Origin of the sequence: Endozoicomonas sp. ALD040 (assembly GCF_049275945.1) — a bacterium.
In the GTDB taxonomy this organism is placed as follows: domain Bacteria; phylum Pseudomonadota; class Gammaproteobacteria; order Pseudomonadales; family Endozoicomonadaceae; genus Endozoicomonas_A.
This window is the reverse complement of the sequence record NZ_CP184829.1, coordinates 4,888,250-4,913,758: the sequence shown is the minus strand read 5'-3', so window position 1 is coordinate 4,913,758 and position 25,509 is coordinate 4,888,250. Positions and strand designations below refer to the sequence as shown.

Below are 25,509 nucleotides of genomic sequence, written 5' to 3'. Positions count from 1 at the left end.
TTTATTAGTAGTTTCCTAGGAATTCAGATAACGTTTGCCGAAAACAAGTCGGTCGCGAATATCTGAAATATCCCGTCCTGTTTCCATCAATTCCTGATACCAGAGACCATCGGAAGCATCTCCAAAGAGCAAAGCCCCCATCAACTTATTATCACGGATCACCAGTTTTCGGTAGATGCCAACCCCTGCAGCATCAATGATGATCTCTTCATCACTCTCTTGCGCAACAAACTGTCCACTGGAAAACAGATCAATACCGTCAACTTTCAGACTGGTAGGAATCGGAACCGGCTCAAACCGCTCTCCCGAGGTACCCAACAGGCGATGCACAGCCACTTGAGCGTGCCCATAAACCGGCGCCACAAGCCCAAACAGGTCACTATTCAACTGAACACACTCACCAATTGCCGTTACTGAAGGGTCAGAAGTTTGCATTCTGTCATTCACCAGAATACCTCTGTCACACTCCAGCCCGGTTTCCCTGATCAGTTCTATATTGGGCCGAACCCCTGCAGTGACGACCACCAGCGAAGCCTGCAACCACTCGCCATCTTTCAGCTGCACGCCAGTCACTTTACCATTTTTGCCCGTGTAGGAATCGAGCATGGCACTGCAACGAAACTCAATGCCCTTTTCTTCCAGTGCTCCTTGCAAAAGCTTACCGGCCTTTTCATCCAGTTGTCGGGCCATGGGAATGGACATGGTATCCACCACGGTGACTTTCATGCCCCGTCTGGCAAGACCACTGGCACATTCAAGCCCCAGAAGTCCGCCACCAATCACCACAGCCTTTGCCTCAGGACCGGATGAAGCGGTCAGCATCTGCTCAACATCATCGAGATTCCTGAAAGCCATAACGCCTTCCAGGTCGGCCCCAGGTACGGGAATACGATTGGGTAGAGATCCCGTCGCCAGGACCAGATGATCGTAATCAAAACATTGACCACCCTCTGTCTCGACTCGCTTCAACTCAAGATTGAGATCACTAACCCGATAGTCACAGCCCGATAACAGATTGATATCCTGATCCTGATACCAGGACTCAGGCTGCAGCTGAATCCCCTGGAGATCGACGCTGCCTGCCAACAGTTTGGATAACTGGATTCGGTTATAGCCCGGGCAGGGTTCTTCAGATAGGACGGTGACCTGATATTGATGACCGCTCTGCTCAACCAGCTTTTCCAGAAAACGGACTGAGCCCATGCCATTTCCCACCACCAGCAGCTTCCGCTGCAATGGCGGTTGACGACTAACGTCAGCCGCCTTGAATACCGCTGTCATATCAGGCTGCCTCAATGGAAACCGATACCAGTGAGACCTGAACCCTCTGGTCCACCACTTCTACGGGATAAGCATTCAGCGCCACGCTCTCATCTTCCAGACACTGACCCGTAGTCAAATCAAAGTGCTGCTTGTAAATGGGCGATGCCACTACCAGACGCCCTTCCAGATCACCTACCAGACCACGAGAGATAACATTGGCCTGACTGAATGGATCATAATTATCCAATGCATATACTTGGTCGTCTACTTTAAACAACGCAACCTGCACACCATCCACCAGAGCACAAACACCCAGGTTAGGAATAAGATCACTTTCACTGCAAACGGTTGTCCAACCTTTATTGGCTGTACTGGCTGTGAGCACTTGAGTCATGATTAAAGTCTCCTGTTTTTCAGCGCTATAGGCACTTCGTTTACAGCTGTTTAAGGGCAATTTTTTCGTCACGGGTAGCCGGACGAATCTGATCTCGCTCGTTCACAAACACCACATTAGTGTCGCTTTCATCACTGTTAATAAAGTGATTGAAACGTTTGAGTTTCTCAGGATCTGAGAGGGTGGTTTTCCATTCACATTGATAGGTACCCACCAGGTAGGTCATCTCATCTTCAAGCTCCTGACAGATACCCAGGCTGTCCTCAATAATCACTTCACGCAGGTAATCGAGACCACCCTCCAGATTTTCCATCCAGACAGAAGTACGCTGCAGACGATCTGCAGTGCGAATGTAGAACATCAGGAAACGATCGATGTATTTGACCAGCGTTTCATCATCCAGCTCGGTGGCAAACAGGTCGGCATGACGAGGCTTCATGCCACCATTACCGCAGAGGTAAAGGTTCCAGCCTTTTTCCGTGGCAATAACACCCACATCTTTACTCTGGGCTTCAGCACATTCACGGGTACATCCGGACACAGCCATTTTGATTTTGTGAGGAGAACGTACGCCCCTGTAACGATTTTCAACTGCAATCGCCATACTGACACTGTCCAGCACCCCATAACGACACCAGGTACTGCCGACGCAGGATTTCACGGTGCGCAGTGATTTACCGTAGGCATGACCGGTTTCAAAACCGGCATCGACAAGACGTTTCCAGATCTCTGGCAACTGTTCCACACGGGCACCAAAAAGATCGATACGCTGGCCACCGGTGATTTTTGTGTAGAGGTTAAAGTCCCGTCCTACTTCACCAATGGTGATCAGTTTATCGGGCGTAATTTCACCGCCCGGAACCCTTGGCACAATGGAATAAGTGCCGTCTTTCTGCATGTTTCCAAGAAAATAATCGTTGGTATCCTGCAGCTGAGCATGCTGATCTTTCAACACATATTCGTTCCAGCAGGAAGCCAGAACAGAGCCAATGGTAGGCTTACAGATATCGCAGCCACGCCCCTTGCCATGCTTTGCCAGAACTTCGTCGAAAGACTTTAATTCACCGACACGAACCAGGTGATAGAGTTCCTGCCTGGAGTGTGGAAAGTGCTCACAGATATCTTTTTTGACCTCAACACCCAACTCCGTCAGCTCATGATCCAGAACCTGTTTGACCAGAGCCGTACAGCCACCACAGCCGGTTCCGGCACTGGTTTCGGCTTTCAGTGACCCCATATCCATGCAGCCACCGGCTACCGCGTTGACCAGATCACCTTTACTGACGTCATAGCAGGAACAGATTTGAGCCGTTTCTGGCAGAGCAGCCACGCCCAAACCTGTCGCTGCAGAACCATCGGTCTGAGGCAGAATGAGTTCAGCAGGATTTTCCGGGGGACGCATGTCATTCAGCATCATCTGCAACAGGCTGCCGTACTCTTCAGCATCGCCTATCAATACAGCTCCCAGAACCTTTTTCTTATTTCTGGAAACCACCAGTTTTTTATAAACTTCTTTCTCTTCATCAATCAGCTGGTAGCTCAGGGAACCTTCGGTATTGCCATGGGCATCACCAATACTGGCAACATCAACACCCATCAGTTTCAGCTTGGTGCTCATATCGGCACCAGTAAACTGATTACCGTTCTTACCCGTCAACTGATCTACAACCACCTGCCCCATCTGGTAGCCCGGTGCCACCAGACCAAAGATACGGCCACTCCAGAGTGCACACTCACCAATGGCAAATATACGTTCATCAGATGTACGGCAGTCGTTATCTATAACGATACCGCCTCGCTCACCCAACTCCAGTCCGGAAGCTTTCGCCAGCTCATCTCTTGGGCGAATACCGGCTGAAAACAGTACGATATCGGTATTCAGTTGTTCGCCGTCAGCGAACTGCATCTGGTGAACAGCGCCTTCACCATCAACAATCTGTCGGGTATTTTTGGAGGTATGAATCGTGACCCCCAGACCCTCGATCTTGCGTCTGAGCATGGCACCACCGCTATCATCCACCTGAACAGCCATCAGACGGGGAGCAAATTCGACCACGTGGGTTTCCAGCCCAAGATCTTTCAGAGCTTTTGCTGCTTCAAGCCCCAACAGACCGCCACCCACAACGGCACCGATCTTACTGTTACGGGCAGCTTCTTTAATCGCTTCCAGATCTTCGATGGTACGATAGACAAAACAGTTTTCACGGTCATGCCCGGGTACGGGAGGAACAAATGGATAGGAGCCTGTAGCCAGTACCAGCTGATCGTACTTTTGAGTCATGCCACTGGCTGTCACTACTTCACAGGACTCACGATTTATTGATGTAATGGCTTCATTAAGAACAAGATTAATGCCTTCCTGCTCATAAAAGCCTTCAGAAACCATAGACAGGTCATCCGCTGAGCGACCTGTGAAAAATTCACTGAGATGAACCCGGTCATAGGCAGGACGGATCTCTTCTCCAAATACCACCACATCGAAGCGTTTCAGGCCGCCAGCATCTACCAGTTTCTCCAGAAAGCGGTGACCTACCATGCCGTTACCGACAACCACCAGGGTTTCTTTTCCGATCATCCCAGACATCCTCTTTAGTATCTAGCATTGGGCCGGAACAACTGCATCCTTTAGAGCCAGCCTCTTTTCTAATTCTTGTGCCTATGCAACTGCCGTGCCCACTTTCAAAACACGATAAAAACAGGAAATTCTTTCCTGAGACTTTAGCTACTCGCACAAAAATAATGCACGCAGAAATAATCAAACAGCTAAAGAGCACCATTTTGGTGAGCAGAATAAAAATACTCAGAAACTTCCCGCACTCAAATAAAGAACTTTCTTGCATAGAAGAGAAAATTCATTAAATACGCATAAAAATGCAAGTCAAATCGGTGCATTTATCATATTGGCCTGATGTTTGCTTTTGCTTGGGGAATTTCTTAAACAAGGAGGATGTATGAGCAACCCCGATTCATTTAACCTGTTTTCTTTTAGCGGGAAGACCAAGATTCTGCACCTTAGCTGGATTGCCTTCTTTATTAGCTTTGTGGTCTGGTTTAACCATGCGCCTCTGGCCCTGGCTATTTCCGAGTCTCTGGGCCTGACTCGTGAAGAACTGAAAACCCTGCTGATTCTGAACGTAGCCCTCACTATTCCGGCTCGAGTCATCATCGGTATGCTCACTGATGTTTACGGTCCCAGAAAAGTCTATTCCGGACTCCTGGCCATCTGCAGTATTCCTTGTTTTATGTATGCCATGGCAGATGACTTTACCCAGGCCGCCATAGCCCGCTTTATGCTGGGTACTATTGGTGCAGGCTTTGTGGTCGGCATTCGTCTGGTATCTGAGTGGTTCCCCGCTCGCCAATTGGGTACCGCAGAAGGTATTTACGGTGGCTGGGGCAACTTTGGCTCTGCTGCTGCTGCCATGTCTCTGCCCACCATTGCACTGCTCTTTGGTGGAGAAGATGGCTGGCGTTACGCCATTGGCCTGACCGGATTAATCTCCTTGCTGTTCAGTGTCGTCTTCTACATAAACGTCACAGATACCCCTAAAGGTGCTACCTACTTCCGCCCCAAGAACATTGGCGCCATGGAAGTCACCAGCAAAGGCGACTTTGCCTTGCTGCTGATCATGAAGATTCCCATGTATGCGGCATTGGCTCTGCTGACCTGGAAGCTTTCACCTAAGGGTGTTGCCATGCTGAGTGCCGGGATTTCAACGGCTATTTATGTCGGTCTGACTGCTATCTACCTGTTTGATGTCTGGAAAGTCTGGCAGGTCAACAAGCACATTTTCTCCGAGCCTGTGCCAGCTATTCACCAGTATCAGTTCAAGCAGGTGGCCGTTCTGAACGTTCTTTACTTCGCTACCTTCGGTTCTGAACTGGCCGTGGTGTCCATGCTACCTCTGTTTTTTGCAGATACCTTTGAACTGGATCCGGTCATGGCGGGTCTGGTCGCTTCCGCTTATGCCTTCATGAACCTGATGTCCCGTCCGGGCGGAGGATTACTCAGTGACAAGTTTGGCCGCAAGATCACTCTGCTGGTTCTCACTGCAGGCCTGGCCGGTGGTTACTACATGATGAGTATCATTGATTCCAGCTGGCCACTGGTTCTTGCTGTTGTTGCTGCCATGGCCTGCTCCTTCTTTGTGCAGGCCGGTGAAGGTGCGGTATTTGCGGCTGTACCCCTGATCAAGCGTCGACTCACAGGTCAAATTGCCGGTATGACAGGAGCCTATGGTAACGTGGGCGCTGTCTTCTACCTGACAGTATTGTCTCTGGTGGACTACTCCACCTTCTTCATGGTTATCGCAGGCACTGCAGTGTTGGGTTTCTTTACCCTCTTCCTGATGGAAGAACCCAAGGGTCAGATGGCCGAAGTGATGCCTGACGGCAGTGTCACCATGATTGATGTGACCTGATCATTCTGTTTCAGTGGTCCACAATGGGCCACTGAAACAAAACACAGCCACCGGATACTCTTCGGCCTGGCTCTCTATTTCACAACCAACACGGCAGCGATACCCGCCAGAACATAGAGCCCCCCTGTAGAACGCTCAAATAACAACATACTTTTTTTTGTACTCAGCATAGGTTTCACAGATTTTGACAGTAGCCCATAGAGAAGCTTGCAAACCAAATCCACTACACCCCAAGTCATTACAATGATCAATATTTGTTGCACAAGATCCTGATCTCTATTAATAAACTGAGGCAAGAAAGCCATAAAGAAAATAATATCTTTTGGATTACTGGCTCCCAATAGAAAAGCTTTTTTAAACAGATTACTGAAGCCGGGAAACTGCAAAGAACAATCATTGAGACGTTTACTGGTAGTGTCAGCCATCGACTTCCTGATGGTATTAACCCCCAGATAAACCAGATAAAGAACTCCCATCAGTTTCAGTATCAGAAACATGTTTTCCGAAGCCGTAAGAATGGCCCCAAGACCAGTGGCCGAAATAACCAGGTAAAGTGATGAAGCCAGCGTACCACCCAAAAATGCCGGATAGGATCTGATAACCCCATAGTTAATAGAATTGGACACCATGTACAGAGATAGAGGACCAGGAATGAGTATGACTACAAAGATTGAAACAACATACAGAAACCAAACTTCAATACTCATTATTCACTCCAAAAGCAGCGACTGTACCCTATAGCACTCCCTATAGCACTACCAGTTGCTATTTTTACCTCTCCTACAAAACACTTCCTTAAGATACATGGCCCGCACACATGCCTGCAAAAAACCGCTTTGATTCTGAATCCTCCTGACAGAGCAGGAGGCCATAGCGTCGATCCCTGGACGCTCCCGCCGCTTTGGTTTGAGTAGTTGTGCAATAAACGACATTGAATGCAAATAAAATATCAGGAAATTCAAACGCTGTCCCTCCCCCCCTACCCCTTTCATCAGTTCTTGATAGATCGAATCATTGAACAGAGGATATGAATCAAGCTATTGAGCTATACCGGAGAATTGTTTGCAGATTTCATGAGGAACCTGACGGAGTTCCGTACTAAACTGCATCTTGCGCTTTTTTCCCATTCTGAGCCTTTTGATCACGTCAGTGAAAGGGCAAGTATCGCCCCCCCTCTGGAGATCGTGTGGGTCAATCCTTCAGGTGTTATCATGCCAAATCACGAAGTACCCAAATTAATTCATGTTAGTATTGTCAGCCCTATTGAAGGTTTGGAGTTTGCTTTTCTAAAAATATGGGCCGAGGTTAACCCGGATTATAAAATCAATGTCTGGGCCCCCGAACGTTTGATATACCAAAAAATTCTATATTCGCTGCTGTTTTCCGAGATAAGCAATAACGCTATCGAAAAAGATGACCCCGGTGATATTGCTCGGCTGAAAGACAGCATCTGGCAAAAAATTGATAACTTTATGGGAGAAAGCAGTGAAATAGAAGAATTAAATATAATGGAATCTGATCTTCCAGACAGTGTAAAGAAGGAATTTGTCATCCAATGGAATAAAATCAATAATTCTTTAGATAAAATTAAAAATTTAATCAGCAACGCTATTGTTCATAAAAAGCTGAAAAACCTAGATCAAGAATATAAAAATTTTATCAGATACAGTTTAGGCTTTACTAACAGTTTAATCATCGAAAGATTTATCGGGCTGAGTCAAAAATTCGTACTAGGAGGGGTATATATTGATAAAGGACTACTACCGGAAATGGACAGTCACCCCTTTCTAAAAAGAAGCAGTTCCCTTGATCCTATATCGGGGACGGCAGTGACTTCTGAGAAGGAAAAGCAGCTCGAAAGTGCCAAGCTACATGCTCTTTTTAAAAAAATGTTTTCAGATGGAACTATTTCAGATCCCAGCCCTTATTTTGAGAGATACGGTACAACCCTGTCGAGAGAAGAAATCACTCGAATTCAAGGTATCGTAGCAGAAAGCAGTATTAGTGATTTATTCCATAGTCTGCCGAAATATGACTTAAAGGTGTATAGCCGTAATAAATTATTCTTCAGTAAGAAAGTAAATTTTGAATATGATACTCCCACTATAGCTCTTGATGATTCAATCCAGCCCCTGATGGTGGCCTCTCGCCAAGGACACCCAACAATCAAACTACTACTTGATGAAATCTGTTTACTTCATGAGACTGTAGAAAATTTAAAAAAATCATCACTAAGAAAAAAAGAAATCACATTAAAGATAAGGAAGGCTATTCATAAATTCTATATGGAAAGAAAAGTTATTATCTCTGATAATGACATCGATAAAATTGCAACCATATCAACTGATCTTCGGCATGATATCGACAAATTTAACTGCATCATTACTGCAAAATTAGGTTATGATGCTTTTGAAAGATTAATAAATCTTGAAAAACCAAAAGACATCAAAATCATTCCAATTAACTACTTCATAGCGAATAATCTCTTTTATAACAGAAGTTTTAGAAACCTTGGTTTTAACTCGTCACCAACAAGTGGTCAGAAATCATATGAAAGATTAATAATCGTTCATTATTCAGATAAAAACATAGAAGGCATAAGCGATTCTTTAATACATTGCTTTAAACTTTATAATAAGTACCGCACTGAAAAAAACAGCGTCTTATACAATGCTGTTGATTCAAATCAAATAGAAACAATAACACTTCAAAAAGTGTCAGGAGTAACGCTCAAAAATATTGGCGAAGACACTAAAGTCATCATGACTGGAAGCCTTCATTTCTATAATAGCGACTTGAATCTATATGATACTTTCTATTACAAGCGCTTAATGTTAAAGCTATCAGCGGTTTTGGGAACGTTGATCCCAAAAAATACCAGAGTACAAACCATAAAATTCTTTTTTGATAACTCTGCACAAGGCATTGAAGATTCTGAGGGTGTACTAAATACCAGCCAGAAAAATTATATTGTACCTGAAGTTTTAAGGAACTTGGCCAAACAAGGTATCTATGCAAACTCAGCTGTTGCGATTCGAGGATTCTTGTCAGCAGGTGATCCTCACGGGCCGTCAACCTCGAAAAATGCCCCCTATCCAGATCTCAACCGCATTGTTTTTACCCTTGACCGTAGCGGCGCCGTGACATACCGAGCCAAGTTCGGGTTGGCCTCCTTTGACCTCGAAAATGAGTTTATCGATAAGACAAGCAAAGAGGATCCGAACGATGACAAACTCACAAAAGAATTTACCGAAGCTCTACTCAAAGGAGAGTTTGCTGATGCCAAACTCAACGATGATTTGGTCAAAGTCGTAATCGAAGACAGGCCTACCTTTGCCGGACTCGAAGATGAGTTGTCTAAAGCCATAGGCGAAGATGAGCCTGGGGATCGAAGAAAAAATGCTGAAAATTACACATTTCACTTTGAGTTCAAAACCGCGATCTTTCATGGATTAAAGGAACACCCACAAACTGAAAAAGCCACTTTCGCCACTTTGGTTGCAGGAGAAACTATTCGTTTGGCAGACACACTTAGCCTTGCACTAAGTTCTCACACATACACTCAGTGGCTTGAGCGCTACGCACTGCGTTTCAGCGCGCCTGATCAGATAGATCAGCTTGAGCAGGCAATGGCCAATTTCCATAGCAACGAAGAAAAGACCAGAGCCTTCGAAACCCTCAAACGTCGGATACAGGTCAAGGCATTCGATATCTACACTCTCGATCCTAAATCGATACTGGGTGCCGCCGAACTTAACAAGGAATACAAAAATGATTTCGCCAACATCAAGCTTCTCACAGGCCGGCTACAGATGCCTTGTGACAGGCCTCGAAGATCAGCCGGTGCCGGCAGCTGCGATGCTCGACGCAAAAACCTGGAGTATGCCCTCCGGTTACTTTCCGGCTTCAAAACCCAGCTCCGTCTTGGCAACGACAGGAAAAAAACGGATATCGCCCTGATCAAACCCGCCAACGAAGATGAGCGCTGGCTGCAGAATTTTTTCACCCGGTTTCGTCGCCTGGAAGGCAAGGACGCATTGGCTCACGCCCGGGGCATGCACTCGGTCATTGCCCTGGACGAAGATTCGTTTACCCGCGCTCAACAGCAGATAAAAGACGGCACCCTGAGTGGTCAGCCCCTGTTGCTGAAAGCTACCCCCGCTGCCGGTTATGTGCTGCTCACACCCGATGGCCGGGTTCAGTCGGCCATCGCCGGGGGAGACGGCAACCGCGTCACCGTTCTCGGTCGGCCAGCCAGACTGATTGCCCATGCTTTGACGACACTGGTCGACTTTACCCCGGACCGCTACATCGCCACCCTGACCGTCAGCGATCTTGCCAGCAGCAACCAGTCCCGCGGAATCACAGCCCTGAACGCCCTGAAAACCTTTATGACCCGCTCGCCCACCCATGGCAAACCCCTGGTCGGCAAGCTGATTGTCGAACCCAGAAGTGGCAGCCCCCAGGTTTTCAAACGACTGGTGAAAGATATCCAGCATCTGATGCCGAAGGACCGCCCGGCGATTGAAAGCCTTGTGCTGCGCTCCCCGGGCACCGGACAACCGGAGTACCGGTTGCTTCCCGGCGAAAAGACTGTGCTGAGGTCGCCCCGGCCATCGGATTCAAATCCCCCGCTCCGCTATTTGCCGCCCAGCCACCTTTCGGTTCCGGTGCCGCCCCGGACTGAAGACAGCCTCTCAAGTGTGGCCTCTGAACGAGCCGAATTCAGGCAGCGGCTGCTGGAGTTTGATACCGCCCTGGGGGACATTAAAGCCCGGCACTCACTCGCCGACAGCATGGCTCCCCAACTGGATACCCTTCGTCGGGATGGCCGTGGCTGGCGCATGGACTTTATGGAACCCGATACCCTGACCCGTAAGAACATCCGGTTTACCTCCGGTGCCTTTGATCGCTTCCGGGGCTTTCTCCAGGGGACGGGTCGTCAGGGATTCCGGGTCAAAGGAAAAAAATCTTCCACCAACGGACTGGAAAAGCTCAGGTCTTTTATAGGCCTTTACGACCTGATAGCAGGGCTTTCCCCTGTGGGACACCATTACAAAAACCCCCCGTCTCAGAATATGACGGACACCCAACAGCAGATTTATACCGGGCGCCAGACGCTTTTTTATACGGCTGTGGCATTGCAAGGGATTGAGATCATCAATCTCGGGCGACAGGGGATCAAGACAATCATCCCGGCCATCCGGTCGTCATTGCCCCCCGGTCAGAAACCACCAAAGCTACCCGATATTTCCGGGTCGGGCAAGTTGCCCGGCGGTCTGAAAAAAGTCGGCAGGCTGGGTAAAAAAGTCGGTCGTTTTGTGCCCATACTGGGTCTCGCCGTGCCGGGAGCCAGTCTCACCCTGACCCTCATTGAGTACGAGAACGAAGAGGACCCGGAAGTCAAGAAACTCATGGAATCCATGGTGACCTTTGAGTGGGTGGATACCTATGTCTCCGTCATTTCAGAGTTCCTCGGGCCAGTCGGGGCATTTATTGACGGGATCATGCACTACGTCAGGGGTATTTTTCAGGAGAACTATAAAAGGAAGTTAAAAAAGCTGGCCTACAAAAAGTTGCAGGATGCCTCGGGTGAGGCTGCCAAAATCTTTGACCTGATCCACGCCCAGCTGGACCCCAAAAGCTTCCTGGCCAACAAGCAGACCCTCAATGCCTTGATGAGCGAGGATGGCAAAAGTCTCCTGCCCCTGAACATCCGGTCTATCAACCTGGCGAACCAGACCCTGACCTACGGTGGCGTCTATTCATTCAAGCCAACCTTAATCGCCGGGAAAAAAGACGACTGGAAACAGAAAAACTGTGAGAAGATACCCTATGTACCTAAGGCTCCTTTACGGCACTGCGCCAGCGACATCAACCGGATCGAATACTCCCCTGACACCTTTAACCTGATCGACGATGCCCTGGCGACATTGTGCCGGACGGAGTCGCGTTTAACCGGGTATCAATGCTCAGACGGGGTATTCCGCAACCTGGGGCAGATGAGCGATAAAAAGGTCATTTTAATGCCTTCTGTACCCCCGTGGGAGGTCAAGCTCCTCTACAGTCCCTTGGACCAGACCTCTCTGGGGAGTGCGCCAGACAGCAGTTCCCCCGGTGCGAAACTTCTGGATGCTGTCAGCGACAGCAAGCTGAAACGGTTATACCAGAAAAAAGTGAAAGACACCCGGTATACCGAGTGCGACGGGCATGGCTCATGTGATGACATCAGCTACGACTATAAATACCTTGGCCAGATGTTCACCCATACCGACAGTTTGAAATACCGTCGGTCAACCAGCAGACTGTATCTCGATAACAAGGATCACGTCGTCGTCTTTCGCGAGGTCTCATCGACATTCTCCCGACTTCTGAAGTATGACGTGTATAGTCCTGAAGGGGCCAACAAAACCTACGCCCTGATATCCAACGGTGAACACACTATCCACCTTCACCCCCAGGGGCAGACGGCCTCTACCTGGGTGTTGAACTACGACGGCAAGCTCCCCTATGCCTGCATTACTGAGCGGGATGACCAGGTACAAAACTGTCGGTCCTGGGTGAGCCTGTCCTATGAAGATAACCGGGACTTCAAGCTGGGTGAGACCCTTTTCCGATTTCCTGAACCAAGACCACACTCCTGGTATGAACAGGCTCCCTCGTATAAAGTAGTGGCCCGGGATCCCAACGCACAGTTTGAGTGGCGGCTGCTGGATCACAAAGTGATTCAGCGCTTGTACGACAATGGAGGAATGAATGACGGGCCATCAAGGGCGTCGAAACTGAACAGAATCATGAGCCGTTACACTGCGGCCAGCCGGTTCCTGCCGCTGGAGCTGAAAGACTGCGACTTCTCACCTCAGATCCGTGCACGCTGTATGGCCGGAGCGCCGAACCGGTGGACCACAACCACATCCGGGTGGTCACCCAAAATACCGAACCGGTGGGAGATGAACGGTGCCCTTGACCCACTACCCAAGAGCAATAATCGGCAGAACCCAGCCTGGTTACAGCACCAGCGGGACTGTGACCGACAGGTTAATGAGTATCTCAAGAAACCCTACCGCTGCTTCCCTGGCAAGCTGGGACTGGCCGAAGCAGACTGGGATCAGTTGGGCCGGGTCCTGCTTTGGTACGATACCCTTAAGCATCAGGAAATCCGGCTCATTGCTGCCAGCGCCCAGGTGCAACCGGTCCAGCTGCAACCGGTCCAGGGAAACCCGGCTACCGGCTACTATTTTTTTGACTCCGCCAACGGCCAGGTGTTATTTCAGAATAAAGAGGCACTGACCCGGGAAATCAGGCACTTCGATGAGTTGAGTGCCCGCTCGTTTGGCCGCCATGTCTCAAAGATAGTGCCGAACAAAGATGAGTCACAATTGCTGGTATTTGATGCCCCCTATTATTACCTGTTGACGGCCAGCCCGTCCGGTCAGCTGGCTCACCAGGTGATTGCGGCAGAAACCCTGGATGGCCAGCTCAGTGTACCCCCTACCCCACCTGCAGTGGCATCTGACACAACGACATCCGACCATGGGCTGATTCCCTTGCAGGATGTCGATAGCTACGGCAGCCGCCGTCTTCTTAGAACCGGTTTTTATGACGACGCCACCCGAAGCTATATTACCTTCCTGAGCAGCCTGCTGGATGGCGACATGCCAAACAATAGAAACGACGGAAGCCGTTTACGGACGATCAATGAGCGTGTCCGCAGGGCACTGCGTGAAGAGCACCTGCCGGTCCACAAGGTGGTGGTTCGGGGCCAGACTGTTTACTACATTTTGTTCAGTCGGCACTCCGGCAAACTGTATTACTTCAGCACCGACGTGAATCGCCCCGGTGGTATCCAGCGGCTGAACTCCGGTTTCCATTTGATCCGCCCTGCAGGCGAGAAGCGAGCGCTGGAAAAGGCAGAAGTAAAGGCAAAGATAGCCAGAGTCGGCGTCTTCAGGCATGTGCAGGCGCACTCCGGCAGCCTCCTGGCCGATACCAACGGTGGCTACCGGCTGTGGATACCGGACAAGGCCTGGGATAACACCCGGGTGGTCAGCGAAAACCTGTCGGTGGAGTCAGGACCTTTTAAGAACTGGCAGGTGGAAGCCACCGGGCAGATCGTCGCCAAGTCGAACGATACCCTGAGTGTGCACCAGTTCACCCCCCAGTCTGGCCTGATGGTGGACAGCCTGAACCTGGGCAAGGTAGTCAACCTGATCTTCGCCAAACTGACCATAGAACACCCCGGTACAGCCTGGACCACCACCAGTGCCCGTTTTTTCATCCGTGAGCTCAAGAGTCTGCTGCGAGACCGGCTGAAAGGGGCCCGGGAGGGGTTCTCGGCCAAGGTGGGGCTGGTGCCGCTGAGACCCATCACCGCAATCATCGACCACCCCCTGTTCAGCGCGATCAGGCAACTGGACGTCTGGTACTACCCGGACAGCGACACCCTGCTGGCAGCCAACACCCGTGACCAGTTTGAAGTCATGGTGAACGACGACGGCCAACTGCTCGCGCTGTCGGACACTCGCAAAGAGGAGGCTTTCGAGTTTTTCCGACAGCCTGATCAGGGCGCCAAAGGCCATCCCTTTTGTGGTGAGGCCGCCGCCGCTTCGCTGACCGGGATGCCCAGTGAGTTCGATGACCAAATCTCCGTTCCCTGCCGTTACATGGCTAAGCGTATCGACTTGAGGGGTAGCCACCACTGGGAACACGGTGCCCGGGCGTGGCGCATCCAGACACCGACGGCCCAATACCTGGCTAACCGGGAGCATCTGGCCCTGGTGGCGCTGGACCTCAGCCTGATGGGACCCAGAAACACCACCGGCAGGCTGGTCTACTGGACCCGGCAAGATTTTAACCAGGCCATGGGATCTCTGCCAGCGGGCATACGCCAGAAGGCTGACACCGAACTGATCGCCCTCACGCTGCGCTCTGGCTATTCCCCAACCCAGGTAGCCTGGATGGATTACCAGGGCCAGAGTCCCCGTAAACAGAGACTGTTGTTCGGTTTGCCTGGCAAGGAGCACGGCGTTCAGCAAGTGATTGGCAGCGTCCGGAAGTTCTCGCTCCCTCCGTCAACGAGCACGGTCGTTTATAACCGGAACAACCAGACGCTGTACCGGGTCACCCAAAAGGGTTACCAATCACTGGGCACCTTTGGCAGGGTCGCCGTGATGGCCGAGGGTCTGCTGCTGTCAGGAACCCCCGGAGCCGACAAGATCAAACTGGAAACGTTGCGGCTGGACACTTACTACCAAGAGCATCGGGTGGCCTTTGTCCGGAACGGTACCCGACAGCGGTTCGGGATCATGGTGGAGAGCCAGGGTGGGTCCGACGTGATTAAACTGGATGAGACAGACTTGTCATTTTTTGCCCGAATCCTCATCCATCCCGGCCTGGCTGAAGAAAGCATCACCAAGCACGACAGGGCACAAACCCGCATTGAACTGAATGTATCGGCCTTCCTCTTCCTTGCCTGGCGCCGGGGTCAGAACCTGGTGCTGTCCAACCGGTTTACCACCGGCGATGCCGAGATCGAGATTCAGCAGGTCTGGGCCAGACAGCACGACCAGTTCCTGCAACCCACAACGCTGGTGTTCAATGACCTTGAGCTGTCATTATCCGACCTTGCAGCACGGGTGACGGACTCAGGTCAGGGGGTCGTCCTGCCACTCACGGTGAGCAGCCTCGTCAGGAAGGAACGCCTCCGATTCATCAACGCCACAGCCAGCAACCCCCTGTACATCCAGCAGGACCAACCCGTAAAAATCGTCACCTACCAGGCGATGGACGGGATTAAACTGACACTGGAACCCCTGAACGCCACATACGTCAGACGTCAGGTGTTTATTACCGTCACAGGACAGTGGGGCTGGGAGCCGGGCAGTGTTCAGGTGAGCGGGCCGAAACCCGACAGCGGTTACCAGTCATGGCCGTTTCTGCCCTCCGTGATCAGCTCGTCCGCCGTCGGTAACAGGACAGCGAGACTCTGGGGCAATAGCCGCAGTAATATTCTGTACCTTGGCGCCGACGCCCGACAGTGGTCACTCCGTGGATGGGGCGGTCATGACCTGCTGCTGCTGGGAACCTCAGGCAACATCGCAGCACGGCCAGAAGTGCTGGCAAACCGGGGCGACCAGTGTGACAACCGGAGGCTGGATACGCCCGGCAACAGCAGCCTTTGGCAGGCCATTCTCGACTGGACCCGCCCGCTGGTCGGCGGTGTTGGCAATGACGTCTATGACCTGCGGGCGTGCAGGCCAGCCCGCACAATCGACAGCCATGGCAAGCATTATGTTCTACTGTCGTCCGGGTCTAAGGCGGATTTACGACGTTTGTCGGGTGATAACAGCACCGCACTGTTCTTTACCGACCTGACCCCGGAACAGGTGGCGTTCAGCCAGTGTAACCCGCAGGTGCAGAGCAATCTCACCCGCAGCAGCAACTTTACCCGCAGCAGCGCTTCCCTGCCATTGGAGAGCCAAACCTTCAGGATCATCAATACCGGCACTAACCAGACACTGGCACTGGTGAAACCGGAGGTGCTGGCCAGTCTGCACTTTAAAGGTGGACAAGTCAGCCTGAACCCCATGGCTATGATCAACAGGAATGACAGCAAGTTAGCCATGAACGACAGTGACGGGGGAGAGAATGAAGCCGTGACCTTTCTGAACAAAATCATTCGCAGAGGGCAACGGCTGGTGAATTACCTGTGCAGCCTGGCCGGAGGTGAGAAAAACAACATTGGGTCGGAGAGTGAGCGGCCAGTAGGAACAAGCCTGAATAATACGGAACTTTACCAGCACTACCAGCGACTGGTTCAGGACCTCAGTGCCCTGTCAGGCAATTACAGTAGCGGGAGCCCATCGTTTGTGTCATCGGCAAGCCAGGGAATGAAACAAAATCTGACGACTCCGCAACCTTTAACTAGGATAGACGGGGGCTGAACAACCTGTTAGTTACGGAGAGCTTCCCGTATGCCTGCCAATCTGACCGATACCAATCCTCTCAATCCTTCTCCCAAAAGACAGTGGCTCAAGACCAGCAATGGCTGGTTCTACTCGGCCAGTGTTAATACTGATACTTTTGCCATCAAGCTGTCGACGGACCGGGCCCGACCGATGTCGGGCTTTGCCACGCCAGCACATATCAGTACTGTCAGGACAGCCATTGACCGAGCTTTCTGGCTAATCGAGCAGTCCGGTCTTTTTCCTCACTATATACATCGGAATATCAGTATTATCCTGTCTGACCGTGATTTGCCGGGGCAGAATATCTATTATGATGACGATGGCGTGACATTTTTAATCAGGCAATCGATCATCAATCCGTCATCATTGCCCCAGGCTTCAGGCCAACCCTCCAGTCTGGCCGATGCTCCCGGAACTGACCGGCTCGTTGCCAGGTTGCTAAACAATATGGCAATGGTCGTTTATGAGGCCTGTGATCCCAATAACTTCTGGTCAGAATTTCAGGCACGTCAGAATGGTTCCACAGAAAATGGTGGCGGTTTAATCCCGTCTCCCATCAGCCAGACTGATGACGTGGTTTCCGCTATAGCCACTCAAACACAGCTCGACTTTATCTCTGAAACCCTGGCTGCCAAATGGTTGAATCAGAAAGTATCACCGGTTTCACTCTATTGGCTGGAGTCTTTGCTTCCTGATCTGTTCAATGCCCCAAAAAATCCTGGGAAGCCGCCAACTCCTCTAAGTGCCCAACTGCAAGCCAGACACTGGCATTCTAAAAACGATCTTGGTCAAACACTTGCCTGGCTCAAAAGTGAGGAGATCCGTCCAACAGGCAATGTTACCAGACCAGTGCCTGACAGTTTTTCTCCTTTCACACCCGTCGCGCCTCTTTTGCGCATCGACGAGACAATAGCCTGTCCTGCTTTTGGCGATGGTTACCGCACCCGGGTTAACGGAACAGAAATAGGCATCAGGGTATACCCCCAGGGCGACGCCGCTCCGCCACTGCGACTGGCCGACATCACCCTTGATGTGGAAAGCTACCATTCACTCGGTTACAAGGATCCGGCACAAACGCTCCAGCGGCTGGTTTTTGACCTCAAGAAATTGGCAGGACTGTTTCTATACGGTGGTTTTAACCGGCAATTGCTGACCTTTCTTCACGGACTGCAGATTGCCAGTGATCCGGGTGGCCCGGATCACAAGATCCCTCTTGTCAAGGCAGAGTCCGACCGATTATTTATTGACAGTGACGCAACCTTCACAAACGACAGTCGGCCACTGATTCGTCTGGGAGCCGCCGATCTTTCCCGGCACTCTGACGAAGCTCTTGGGCACGGACTGTCGGCCCTGCTGATACCAACATGGAGAGAAACCCTGACCGACAATGCCCTGGCTGTGGCCGGTATTGAACAGCTGTGGGGGATCACTGGCAGCAGGCTGGAAGCACTAAAACCACATTATGGGCTTGATGAACGTTACCAGGCCCGGCAATGGCCACAAGAGTCCGGTGATCTCTACCGGCAACTGGTGTCAGGCCAACGCCATGATCTCAGGAAACGGGGTGGCACAGCGGAAGACTTTGTTGATGCCGTCCGGGAACTTTACCAGGCTGACGGGCTGGCGCCAGCACTTGCCAGCGTTATGGAAGACTGGCAGGCGTTGGAGACTAATCGCACAGCCGGAGAAATGGCGGATTTGCTCACTGCCATCGAAACCGTTTACAACGAACAACCGTTGCGCAGTGAACAATGGTTTTTCCGCAGGGCGCTTGATGGCAGTCTGGACTGGCTGACTGCCAGAGACCCCGACAGCCCAGTTTTGGCAAACCTTCAGCGACTGAAAAAAAATGATGAGGCACAACAAAGTGAATACGATGGCCTGTTGGAGCCGGAGCAGGCGCCGCTCTTAAACAATACCACCAGCAGCGTTCGGGGCAGATTCCTTACCCTCAAGGCTCTGGGTGACTGGATTGGGGTTTATCTGACACCGGACTATCTGGCCAGTTCCAGTCATCAGACCCTTGCCAGTGACCTGCGGCAACTGGTGGATGCCAGCGAGCTGTTCAGACACCGGTTGAACAATACTGACAAGTTACGGATGCTGTCGGGCAATGTAACGACCCCGATAAGACCTGATACCCTTGGTGACATACACGACCAAGGTTTAATGAAAGTCTCCCCCGATGACCACAACAGGACGATCCCCGGAGAGTATGCCAGTCTGATTATCCCCGGTCGCAATGGTGCATTTCCCGGCAGAGAGCCCGGCCCGCTGACCTACCTGCCCATGCGTCATAGTGCGGAAAATGACACCGTTCATGACCTTGCCCCGAATAACGGGACAGACCTTGCACCCATTAACCAGACAGTCAATAACGGCACCTTCACACTGATCCCTTTTGATCCGGATGAGGGGGATTTACCCTACGGTTCCGGGTGGCTTGCAGGCCATCTTTCGTTCTTTTACCAGCTGGGAGAAGCATTGCGACTGGCGCTCGGGCTGGCGCCAGAAGAAGATACCAATGCGGCCAAAAACCGGATTCGTACTGAACTTGGTTTGCCTCGACACTACTCTGGACAGGGCAACCCCGGACAGGACAGACTGCCGTTACCGGTAGTAAACCCCCGTCAGTTGATGCTCAAAGAGACCCTGCCCATACAGGTAAGGTTTAATCAAACGACAGCGAAAGACAGTAGGAAATCCGTACCTCTGGCCGTGACCGGATATGGCTCCCTGGGGCGTCATCTGGAACTGACAGCAGAGCCTTACGGGAATGGCAGCTATCGTCTGCAACTGGCTGCCGTTGGCACAATGACCGCCGATGACGGTCTTCTGTCTCCTTCCCTGTGGCGCCGCTATCCCGCACTTACCAGACCGGCGGCAGGGCAAAGGGTTCGCCGTTCCGATACTGAGCCTGTTGCAGGTTCAGACTTTGAATTAATGAATAAACTGATTCCTGACTCTGAGACGTTCCGTAAGGAGTTTGCACCGTTATTACACTATCAACGTTCTGTGAACGCAGACTTAAACACACGTTTTGAAAATCTGCTGAAGGCTTTTACTGAGCTTGATGGCTATCGTCGTGAGAGTTCTCCATCAACCTTTGCTTCAGTGACGGGAGTTTACGAAAAACTTACCGACCTGGTCGGGAATCCCCTGATCGAAATGGAAACCGCCAAAAAACTTATGAAACTGGCGACAAACTTCCATCGCTGGTTGGATGCCACCATTAAGCCAGTCCCTGAAAAACTGCATTTTGTCAGCATTGGCCCAACCGTCGGGGAGCTGAACCGTATCCGGTTATGGATTGCAGCCAATGCAAACTCTGGTTTGCAGATAACCCTCTGGTATGACCAACACGCAATGCTCACCAGTCTGCTTTCTGAAGCCCTCAAAAAAGCAGTGACCAGTCAATTAACTAGTGAATCTGGCGCCGGTGATCCGGCTAATTTTGAATCGGATTTAATAAAAGCATTCCTGAAGTTGCAAGATCAGGCCTGGAAATCCATAGAGTCAGATATGAAGCAGGGCCGGGGATTTGATCTGGCGGTGAAGAATTTTCTGGTAGGCCACCTCAACCATAAATCATCGACTATTGATGCGAAAAAAGCCCAAATGATGAAAGCCTACCGGCGATTCAAAAAGAAGATAGAGTCTTCTTATCCCGGGGTGAAGTTTTCCTATGGGGATATTAATAAGGTCTGGACCCCTGCTTATGGAAAAGACGGAGAGAAGGCTAAAAATTACTATCGCAGGGAACTGGGATTGCGCGGCCATCTGTCTGCAGCCTGTGCACTGGCGAAAACCAGAGTGATTGGCGCTCTCGGTGGCGTTTATTCTGATACGTCCCTTCCGCCTGCCATTAACGAGAATCTTTTCAAGGATATTGATTATTCAGACGTTAGCAGAACAGATCGGAACAGGGTGAACAGAGTACAAATTCAGCTTGTCATTCAAAAGTTCGGCAGGGAATTCCTTCCTGATGATCAGGATCCTGCCATAGAACAGAAGATTTCAGACGATCTCGCCTGGTTCGCTGAAAAATACCCCAGGTTGAAAAGCGATATTGAGCAGCTTCTGGCGAGTTCTGATTCCTCGCAACTATTTGAGCCCCTGGGAGAAGTTAAAGTCATTCCCAGTGAGATCTACCTGCCATCGAAACAAGTCCCCAGTGTCTTCTTTGCGGCATTAAAGGGCAGCCCGACCATGCAGATGGTCCAAAACAGTCTTTTATCCGCTTATCAGACGATTGATCAGTATCAGTTGTCCGGCGTGACAGATTGGAAAACGACCCAGGATAAAAAAACGTTTATCAGCACAAAAAAGACAGGTTCCCCGTTTTTGGCCTTTTATCGACTCGGGGCTATATCAAATTTTGCACAAAGCTATCCAATACTGAGTGGTGATGAAGCACTGGTAACAAGCAATAGTGAAATGGGATGGACTGGCAGCCATAGAGATTCGCTGGATGTTCTTCGATTGTCTGCCAGAGAACACTACATGGTTTCCAGCGAATCACTGGCTGTCTGGGACCACAAAATCGATCTCGCAATCAATACCAACACCGATCCAAAGAGCAGAAGTCAATACCGCCAGCAATGGGTTATCCAGATGGAGTCTGGCGATGATAGCCCCATTGCCAGGGCCTGCCGTTATCTGTTTCGCAAATACAACAATCTTCAACCGGCAGAAGGCAGTTATCGTTCAGTCCGTTGGCTGGTGATTGATAACGATGATTGGTCAGATGGAGAGACGGGCGCAAAGGTTAACAAGGTCGATATTGGCAAATTTCTGGACAGTGAAAGCGAAATTCATGCAGTAGGTCTGGGTGACTCCGGGAGCGGGAAATTTACCCTGAGCGGCCAAACCGCCTCAGAACTGGCAAAAAAAATCAATGAATTGACCGGCAATACGGCGGTTAAAACCATTAACCTGGTTGGCTCAGGCATTGACGACAACGGGCTTGTAAGCGACTACCTGAAAGAAACCCTGAGAGCCACAAAAGCCTCGGCAGTGACTGCCCGTGACGGTCTTTTGAGAGTCGATATCTGGGGGCGCCTGTGGGTTGGCCTGGTCTCTGACACAGATTCGGTCACCTGGTCACTGGCCGACAACTCTGACATGCTGAAAGCGCTTCGTAAGAGTGACGGTGAAATTACCGTCGAACGCTGGTCTGAAAAAGAAACATTGGCTGAAGGTGCCATTGGACTCCGGAAGCTGTCCTCTGTGTTATCACAGGAGAGCGGGTTGCTGAGTCCCGTCAATCCTGATGATGTAGTGCCGACTCTGGCGATGTTCAAGCGCCGTTTGAAGCCGGGTTTGCTGAGGGTTCTCGAATCGAATGATTTGGAATCGCTGGAGAATAAAATCGTACAATTTGACCGACTTCGCCCAGCAGGAAGTGCTCTTGAAAAATACATGCTTGTCTATCGCATGCAGAACAACCTGCCCAAAATTCTGAGTGGGGAACCAGCAGCCTCCCATCTGGCTGCGGCAATAAACCAGTACCTGCTGGATGCTTTGGTGGAGGTTCCTAAACAGCTTAACTTTATCTGGATTGGTCGTCTCAAAGAAGGGGTTAAAACCTATCTCAAGGTTTGGGCCAAGATGGTTCCCTCCTGGTCGCAAACGCTCTGGTACGATCCACAAGCGTTTCTGGCGCCTGTGCTTAGCCGGGAAATACGTAAGACTGTTGCGGCTGAGAAAATACCTGAATTATTGAAACATGAACAAGCCAGAGATGATTTTTTGACACGCTTGTATCATCTACAAGACCACGCCTACAGCACTATAAAAGAAGGCATCGCCCAGGGTAAAACCTTTGACGACATGGCCAAGACATTTTTAGTCAGGCACTTGGGTATGGATCAAGGAGAATTAGAACAAATTCAAAGGCAAACTCTGAATGAATTCACGGATCTCGCCAAAGAGCTAACCGGGCTCCGGGGCAACGCCGGATCCGGGGGATTCACGCTGGCAGATATCAATCAACTCTGGCAGTCAGGCAAAGAAGCCAGCCTGAAAAAATGGTACGAGAAAGAAGGTGGGCTGAGGGGGGTTTTAGCGGCAGCAGCTGATTTGGCAAGAGTGGGTATTCTTACTGAGAAAAAGGGAGGTGTCTATTTGGATGTCGACACACTGCCTCCTTTCAATGAGAAACTGTTTAAACACATTGAATTCCCGGATGAGATTTCATCGTCAGAAAGACAGGGTTATGTGATTAACTATATGATTATGGAATATTTGGGGGAGCCAGGGGAGGAACAACTGTTTTTTGACAGAATGGTTGAGACAGAAATACAGGAAGAATGTAGAAAACTAAAGGAAAAATACCCGGTTTTTTTTAAGCAGGTTAGAGAAGCCATCGTTAATCATAACAAAGAGCCTCTTTTTATTTTTCCAGACTCAATCAAGGCTATTCCCGGTTCGATGGAAATAACGTTGGAATTTGGAGATAAAATCCATCCCAATAATAACTTTATTGTTGCGCCGCCAGACAGTGAAGTTCTCAAGGCAGTTAAGCAAGAAATGATAAGGCGTCAGCAGTTGGTTGAGCGTCTGAATATAGACGACCCGGTAAAATTTGCTGATTCCGATAGCGAGCAACTGAGACAATCCATTGCAGATCAATTGGGAATCAGTGATAAAGCTACCGATTTTTTAGTTAACTATCGAAGCGATGGAATACTTTTTGGGTCTGTATCCACGTTGCAGCTATCCGGGCCGAGTTTGATGGCTAAAGTCATCAGGAAGCATCTCGCTTATTTTCTTGCAGAAGATAAACATTTGGATCACAAATCAAATTCCTATTTCACGCAAATTAACCCACTGGCAAGGATTGATTTAGTGAGTTTTTATACGGGTGAAAGGTCCAGTAGCTGGGTTGCCGGTGCTGATAAAACCCAGCGTTATACCCTGATTGCTGGGCAAGACAGCCGTTATATAAACCAGATCATTCTCCAGCTGGGTAACAGCATTAATGAAGCCAGTGCCAGCTTATACCTGGGCGATAAATACCGGCCTGATTTCAGCCAGCTTATACGACTGAAGTCTGATGGCACCCTGATTGATTCGAAGACAGGTGGTGCTATTGAACCCGGGATATTGCAAGCCAGTTTTCTTACAGACGACACACGTATTATTGTTGTTGGTCATGGTACTAAGGTTCAGGACAAAAAGACCGGTTTCAGCAAGTTTCTTCTGGGCGGAAAGACAGCCAGGGAACTGGCCGAAGTGCTTGGGCGCATAACCGGCAGGCGGTCTGTCAAGACTGTCAGTCTGGTGGGTTGTGGCGCTGATGCCAGCGGGGAACATTACCCTGTGGAACAATTCGCCAGGCAACTGATTGCTGAAATCAGGACAGAACGCATCACCGTCCGCAACGCTCTGGTGGCGGTGGATGATCTTGGGCGCAAATGGACCGGCGCTCTACCTGCTGAGGGTGATGTGCTGTGGTCACAGTCAGACCCTCGGGTCAAACTGGTGCTCGAGAAGGATAAACAGGGCCAGTTAATAACCCGTCAGCTCCGGGTTGCAGAAGGGCTGGTGAAAAAACTCCGGAATTTGCCCGCGTTGCCCCCCGGCAGGGATTATGCCTATCTGGGCAAGAATGACCGTCACTTCAACCAGGCCAGAGACCTACTGCTTACTACGATTATCGAAAACAATCGAGAACAGCCACAAAACAATCGAGGACAGCCACAAAACAATGGAGGACAGCCACTCTCCCGCCTGATTGAGGATTACAACCTTCGGCTGCAACAAGTCACCCGTGATAACTTTTCCCCTTACCGGTTGATGCCATTACCGGCTGCCGATGTCGAACTGCCTTTTGCGCAGGCAGGGGCACCAAGAGAGCTGCACCTGAGCGCCTTTGTCCGTGCAGACTCAATCGGTGACCCGTTTTCGGGGGTTGGCATGCTGGCCTATGGTAATCCTTTTGCGCAGGAGAATTTTTTCCGGACCCAACAAGCGGGATATCAGCTGGCCCGGCAAGTCGCAAGCCCACCATCCGAAGCCATGGCAGCACTGTTTACCCGCCTGCTGCTTGGGTCTTTGCAGGACATTGTCACACCCGCTGGCCATGACATAGATCCGTTCCGGGTCTCCAGCCCTGATCTGCTGGTTTCGGTATTGGGAAAAGATGACCTGTTTGCCCTGTATGCCCACAAGGAACGAAATGACTTTTCCGAATTGGCCAGGCAGTACGTCAAGGCTCTGAGAGAGTTATCGGGTGACTTTCTGGCCGACAAACGGGCGGAACAAAAAGTGCCGAGACTGAACGCCTGGAAAAGACGTGAACAGAGAAAGTCGTTCCAAAGCACCCTTTCGCTTGGGGTTAAAAAAAGGCTGATGCGCCAACCGGATGGTACGGTCAGTTTCACTGATCCTGTGTCTCTGCCTGATAGAGAGACTTTTGCTGGCAACAAACACGGCAAATACCTGCCCGTTGTCACCAACC

The 25,509-nt window shown here is 50.5% G+C and carries 7 protein-coding genes (1 of these 7 running past the window's edge); 3 read left to right on the top strand and 4 right to left on the bottom strand.

Translation table 11 applies throughout. From position 1 onward, the window contains the following. Window positions 1-15: 15 nt before the first annotated feature. Genes ACOJUN_RS18010 through nirB form a run of 3 tightly spaced genes read right to left on the bottom strand, consistent with a single transcriptional unit; the run spans window position 16 to window position 4,232 of the window. Window positions 16-1,281: an NAD(P)/FAD-dependent oxidoreductase gene (locus ACOJUN_RS18010; RefSeq protein ID WP_422133292.1), complete on the bottom strand. Its 1,266-nt coding sequence runs from the start codon at window positions 1,279-1,281 to the stop codon at window positions 16-18. A gap of 1 nt (window position 1,282) precedes the next feature. After that, the gene (gene nirD, locus ACOJUN_RS18005) at window positions 1,283-1,657 is read right to left on the bottom strand and encodes a nitrite reductase small subunit NirD (protein WP_422133291.1); all 375 of its coding nucleotides are present in this window, start codon (window positions 1,655-1,657) and stop codon (window positions 1,283-1,285) included. Window positions 1,658-1,697: 40 nt separating this feature from the next. Next, window positions 1,698-4,232: a nitrite reductase large subunit NirB gene (gene nirB / locus ACOJUN_RS18000; RefSeq protein ID WP_422133290.1), complete on the bottom strand. Its 2,535-nt coding sequence runs from the start codon at window positions 4,230-4,232 to the stop codon at window positions 1,698-1,700. Between the two features lie 376 nt (window positions 4,233-4,608). Here nirB and ACOJUN_RS17995 point away from each other — a divergent pair, with 376 nt between their 5' ends. Next, window positions 4,609-6,078 (top strand): NarK family nitrate/nitrite MFS transporter, encoded by a 1,470-nt coding sequence (locus tag ACOJUN_RS17995; RefSeq protein WP_422133289.1) that lies wholly within the window; start codon window positions 4,609-4,611, stop codon window positions 6,076-6,078. Window positions 6,079-6,152: 74 nt separating this feature from the next. Here ACOJUN_RS17995 and ACOJUN_RS17990 read toward each other — a convergent pair whose 3' ends face one another. Then, window positions 6,153-6,785, bottom strand: coding sequence for a LysE family translocator (locus ACOJUN_RS17990; RefSeq protein WP_422133288.1), 633 nt, complete (start codon window positions 6,783-6,785; stop codon window positions 6,153-6,155). Between the two features lie 366 nt (window positions 6,786-7,151). On the opposite strand from ACOJUN_RS17990, the gene ACOJUN_RS17985 reads away from it, so the two are divergent. Together ACOJUN_RS17985 and ACOJUN_RS17980 are read left to right on the top strand one after the other, a co-directional pair. After that, window positions 7,152-17,021 (top strand): hypothetical protein, encoded by a 9,870-nt coding sequence (locus tag ACOJUN_RS17985; RefSeq protein ID WP_422133287.1) that lies wholly within the window; start codon window positions 7,152-7,154, stop codon window positions 17,019-17,021. A gap of 30 nt (window positions 17,022-17,051) precedes the next feature. Beyond that, window positions 17,052-25,509, top strand: partial view of a TcdA/TcdB catalytic glycosyltransferase domain-containing protein gene (locus tag ACOJUN_RS17980; protein ID WP_422133286.1) — the 5' portion only. It continues 20,156 nt past the right edge of the window; the window shows 8,458 of its 28,614 coding nt (coding positions 1-8,458); its start codon is at window positions 17,052-17,054; its stop codon lies beyond the right edge, outside the window.

Bases quoted from the DNA above. Each gene is read 5' to 3' on its own strand.
- ACOJUN_RS17995 (WP_422133289.1), top strand. From the start codon at position 4,609: ATGAGCAACCCCGATTCATTTAACCTGTTTTCTTTTAGCGGGAAGACC.
- nirD (WP_422133291.1), bottom strand. From the start codon at position 1,657: ATGACTCAAGTGCTCACAGCCAGTACAGCCAATAAAGGTTGGACAACC.
- nirB (WP_422133290.1), bottom strand. From the start codon at position 4,232: ATGATCGGAAAAGAAACCCTGGTGGTTGTCGGTAACGGCATGGTAGGT.
- ACOJUN_RS17985 (WP_422133287.1), top strand. From the start codon at position 7,152: ATGAGGAACCTGACGGAGTTCCGTACTAAACTGCATCTTGCGCTTTTT.
- ACOJUN_RS18010 (WP_422133292.1), bottom strand. From the start codon at position 1,281: ATGACAGCGGTATTCAAGGCGGCTGACGTTAGTCGTCAACCGCCATTG.
- ACOJUN_RS17990 (WP_422133288.1), bottom strand. From the start codon at position 6,785: ATGAGTATTGAAGTTTGGTTTCTGTATGTTGTTTCAATCTTTGTAGTC.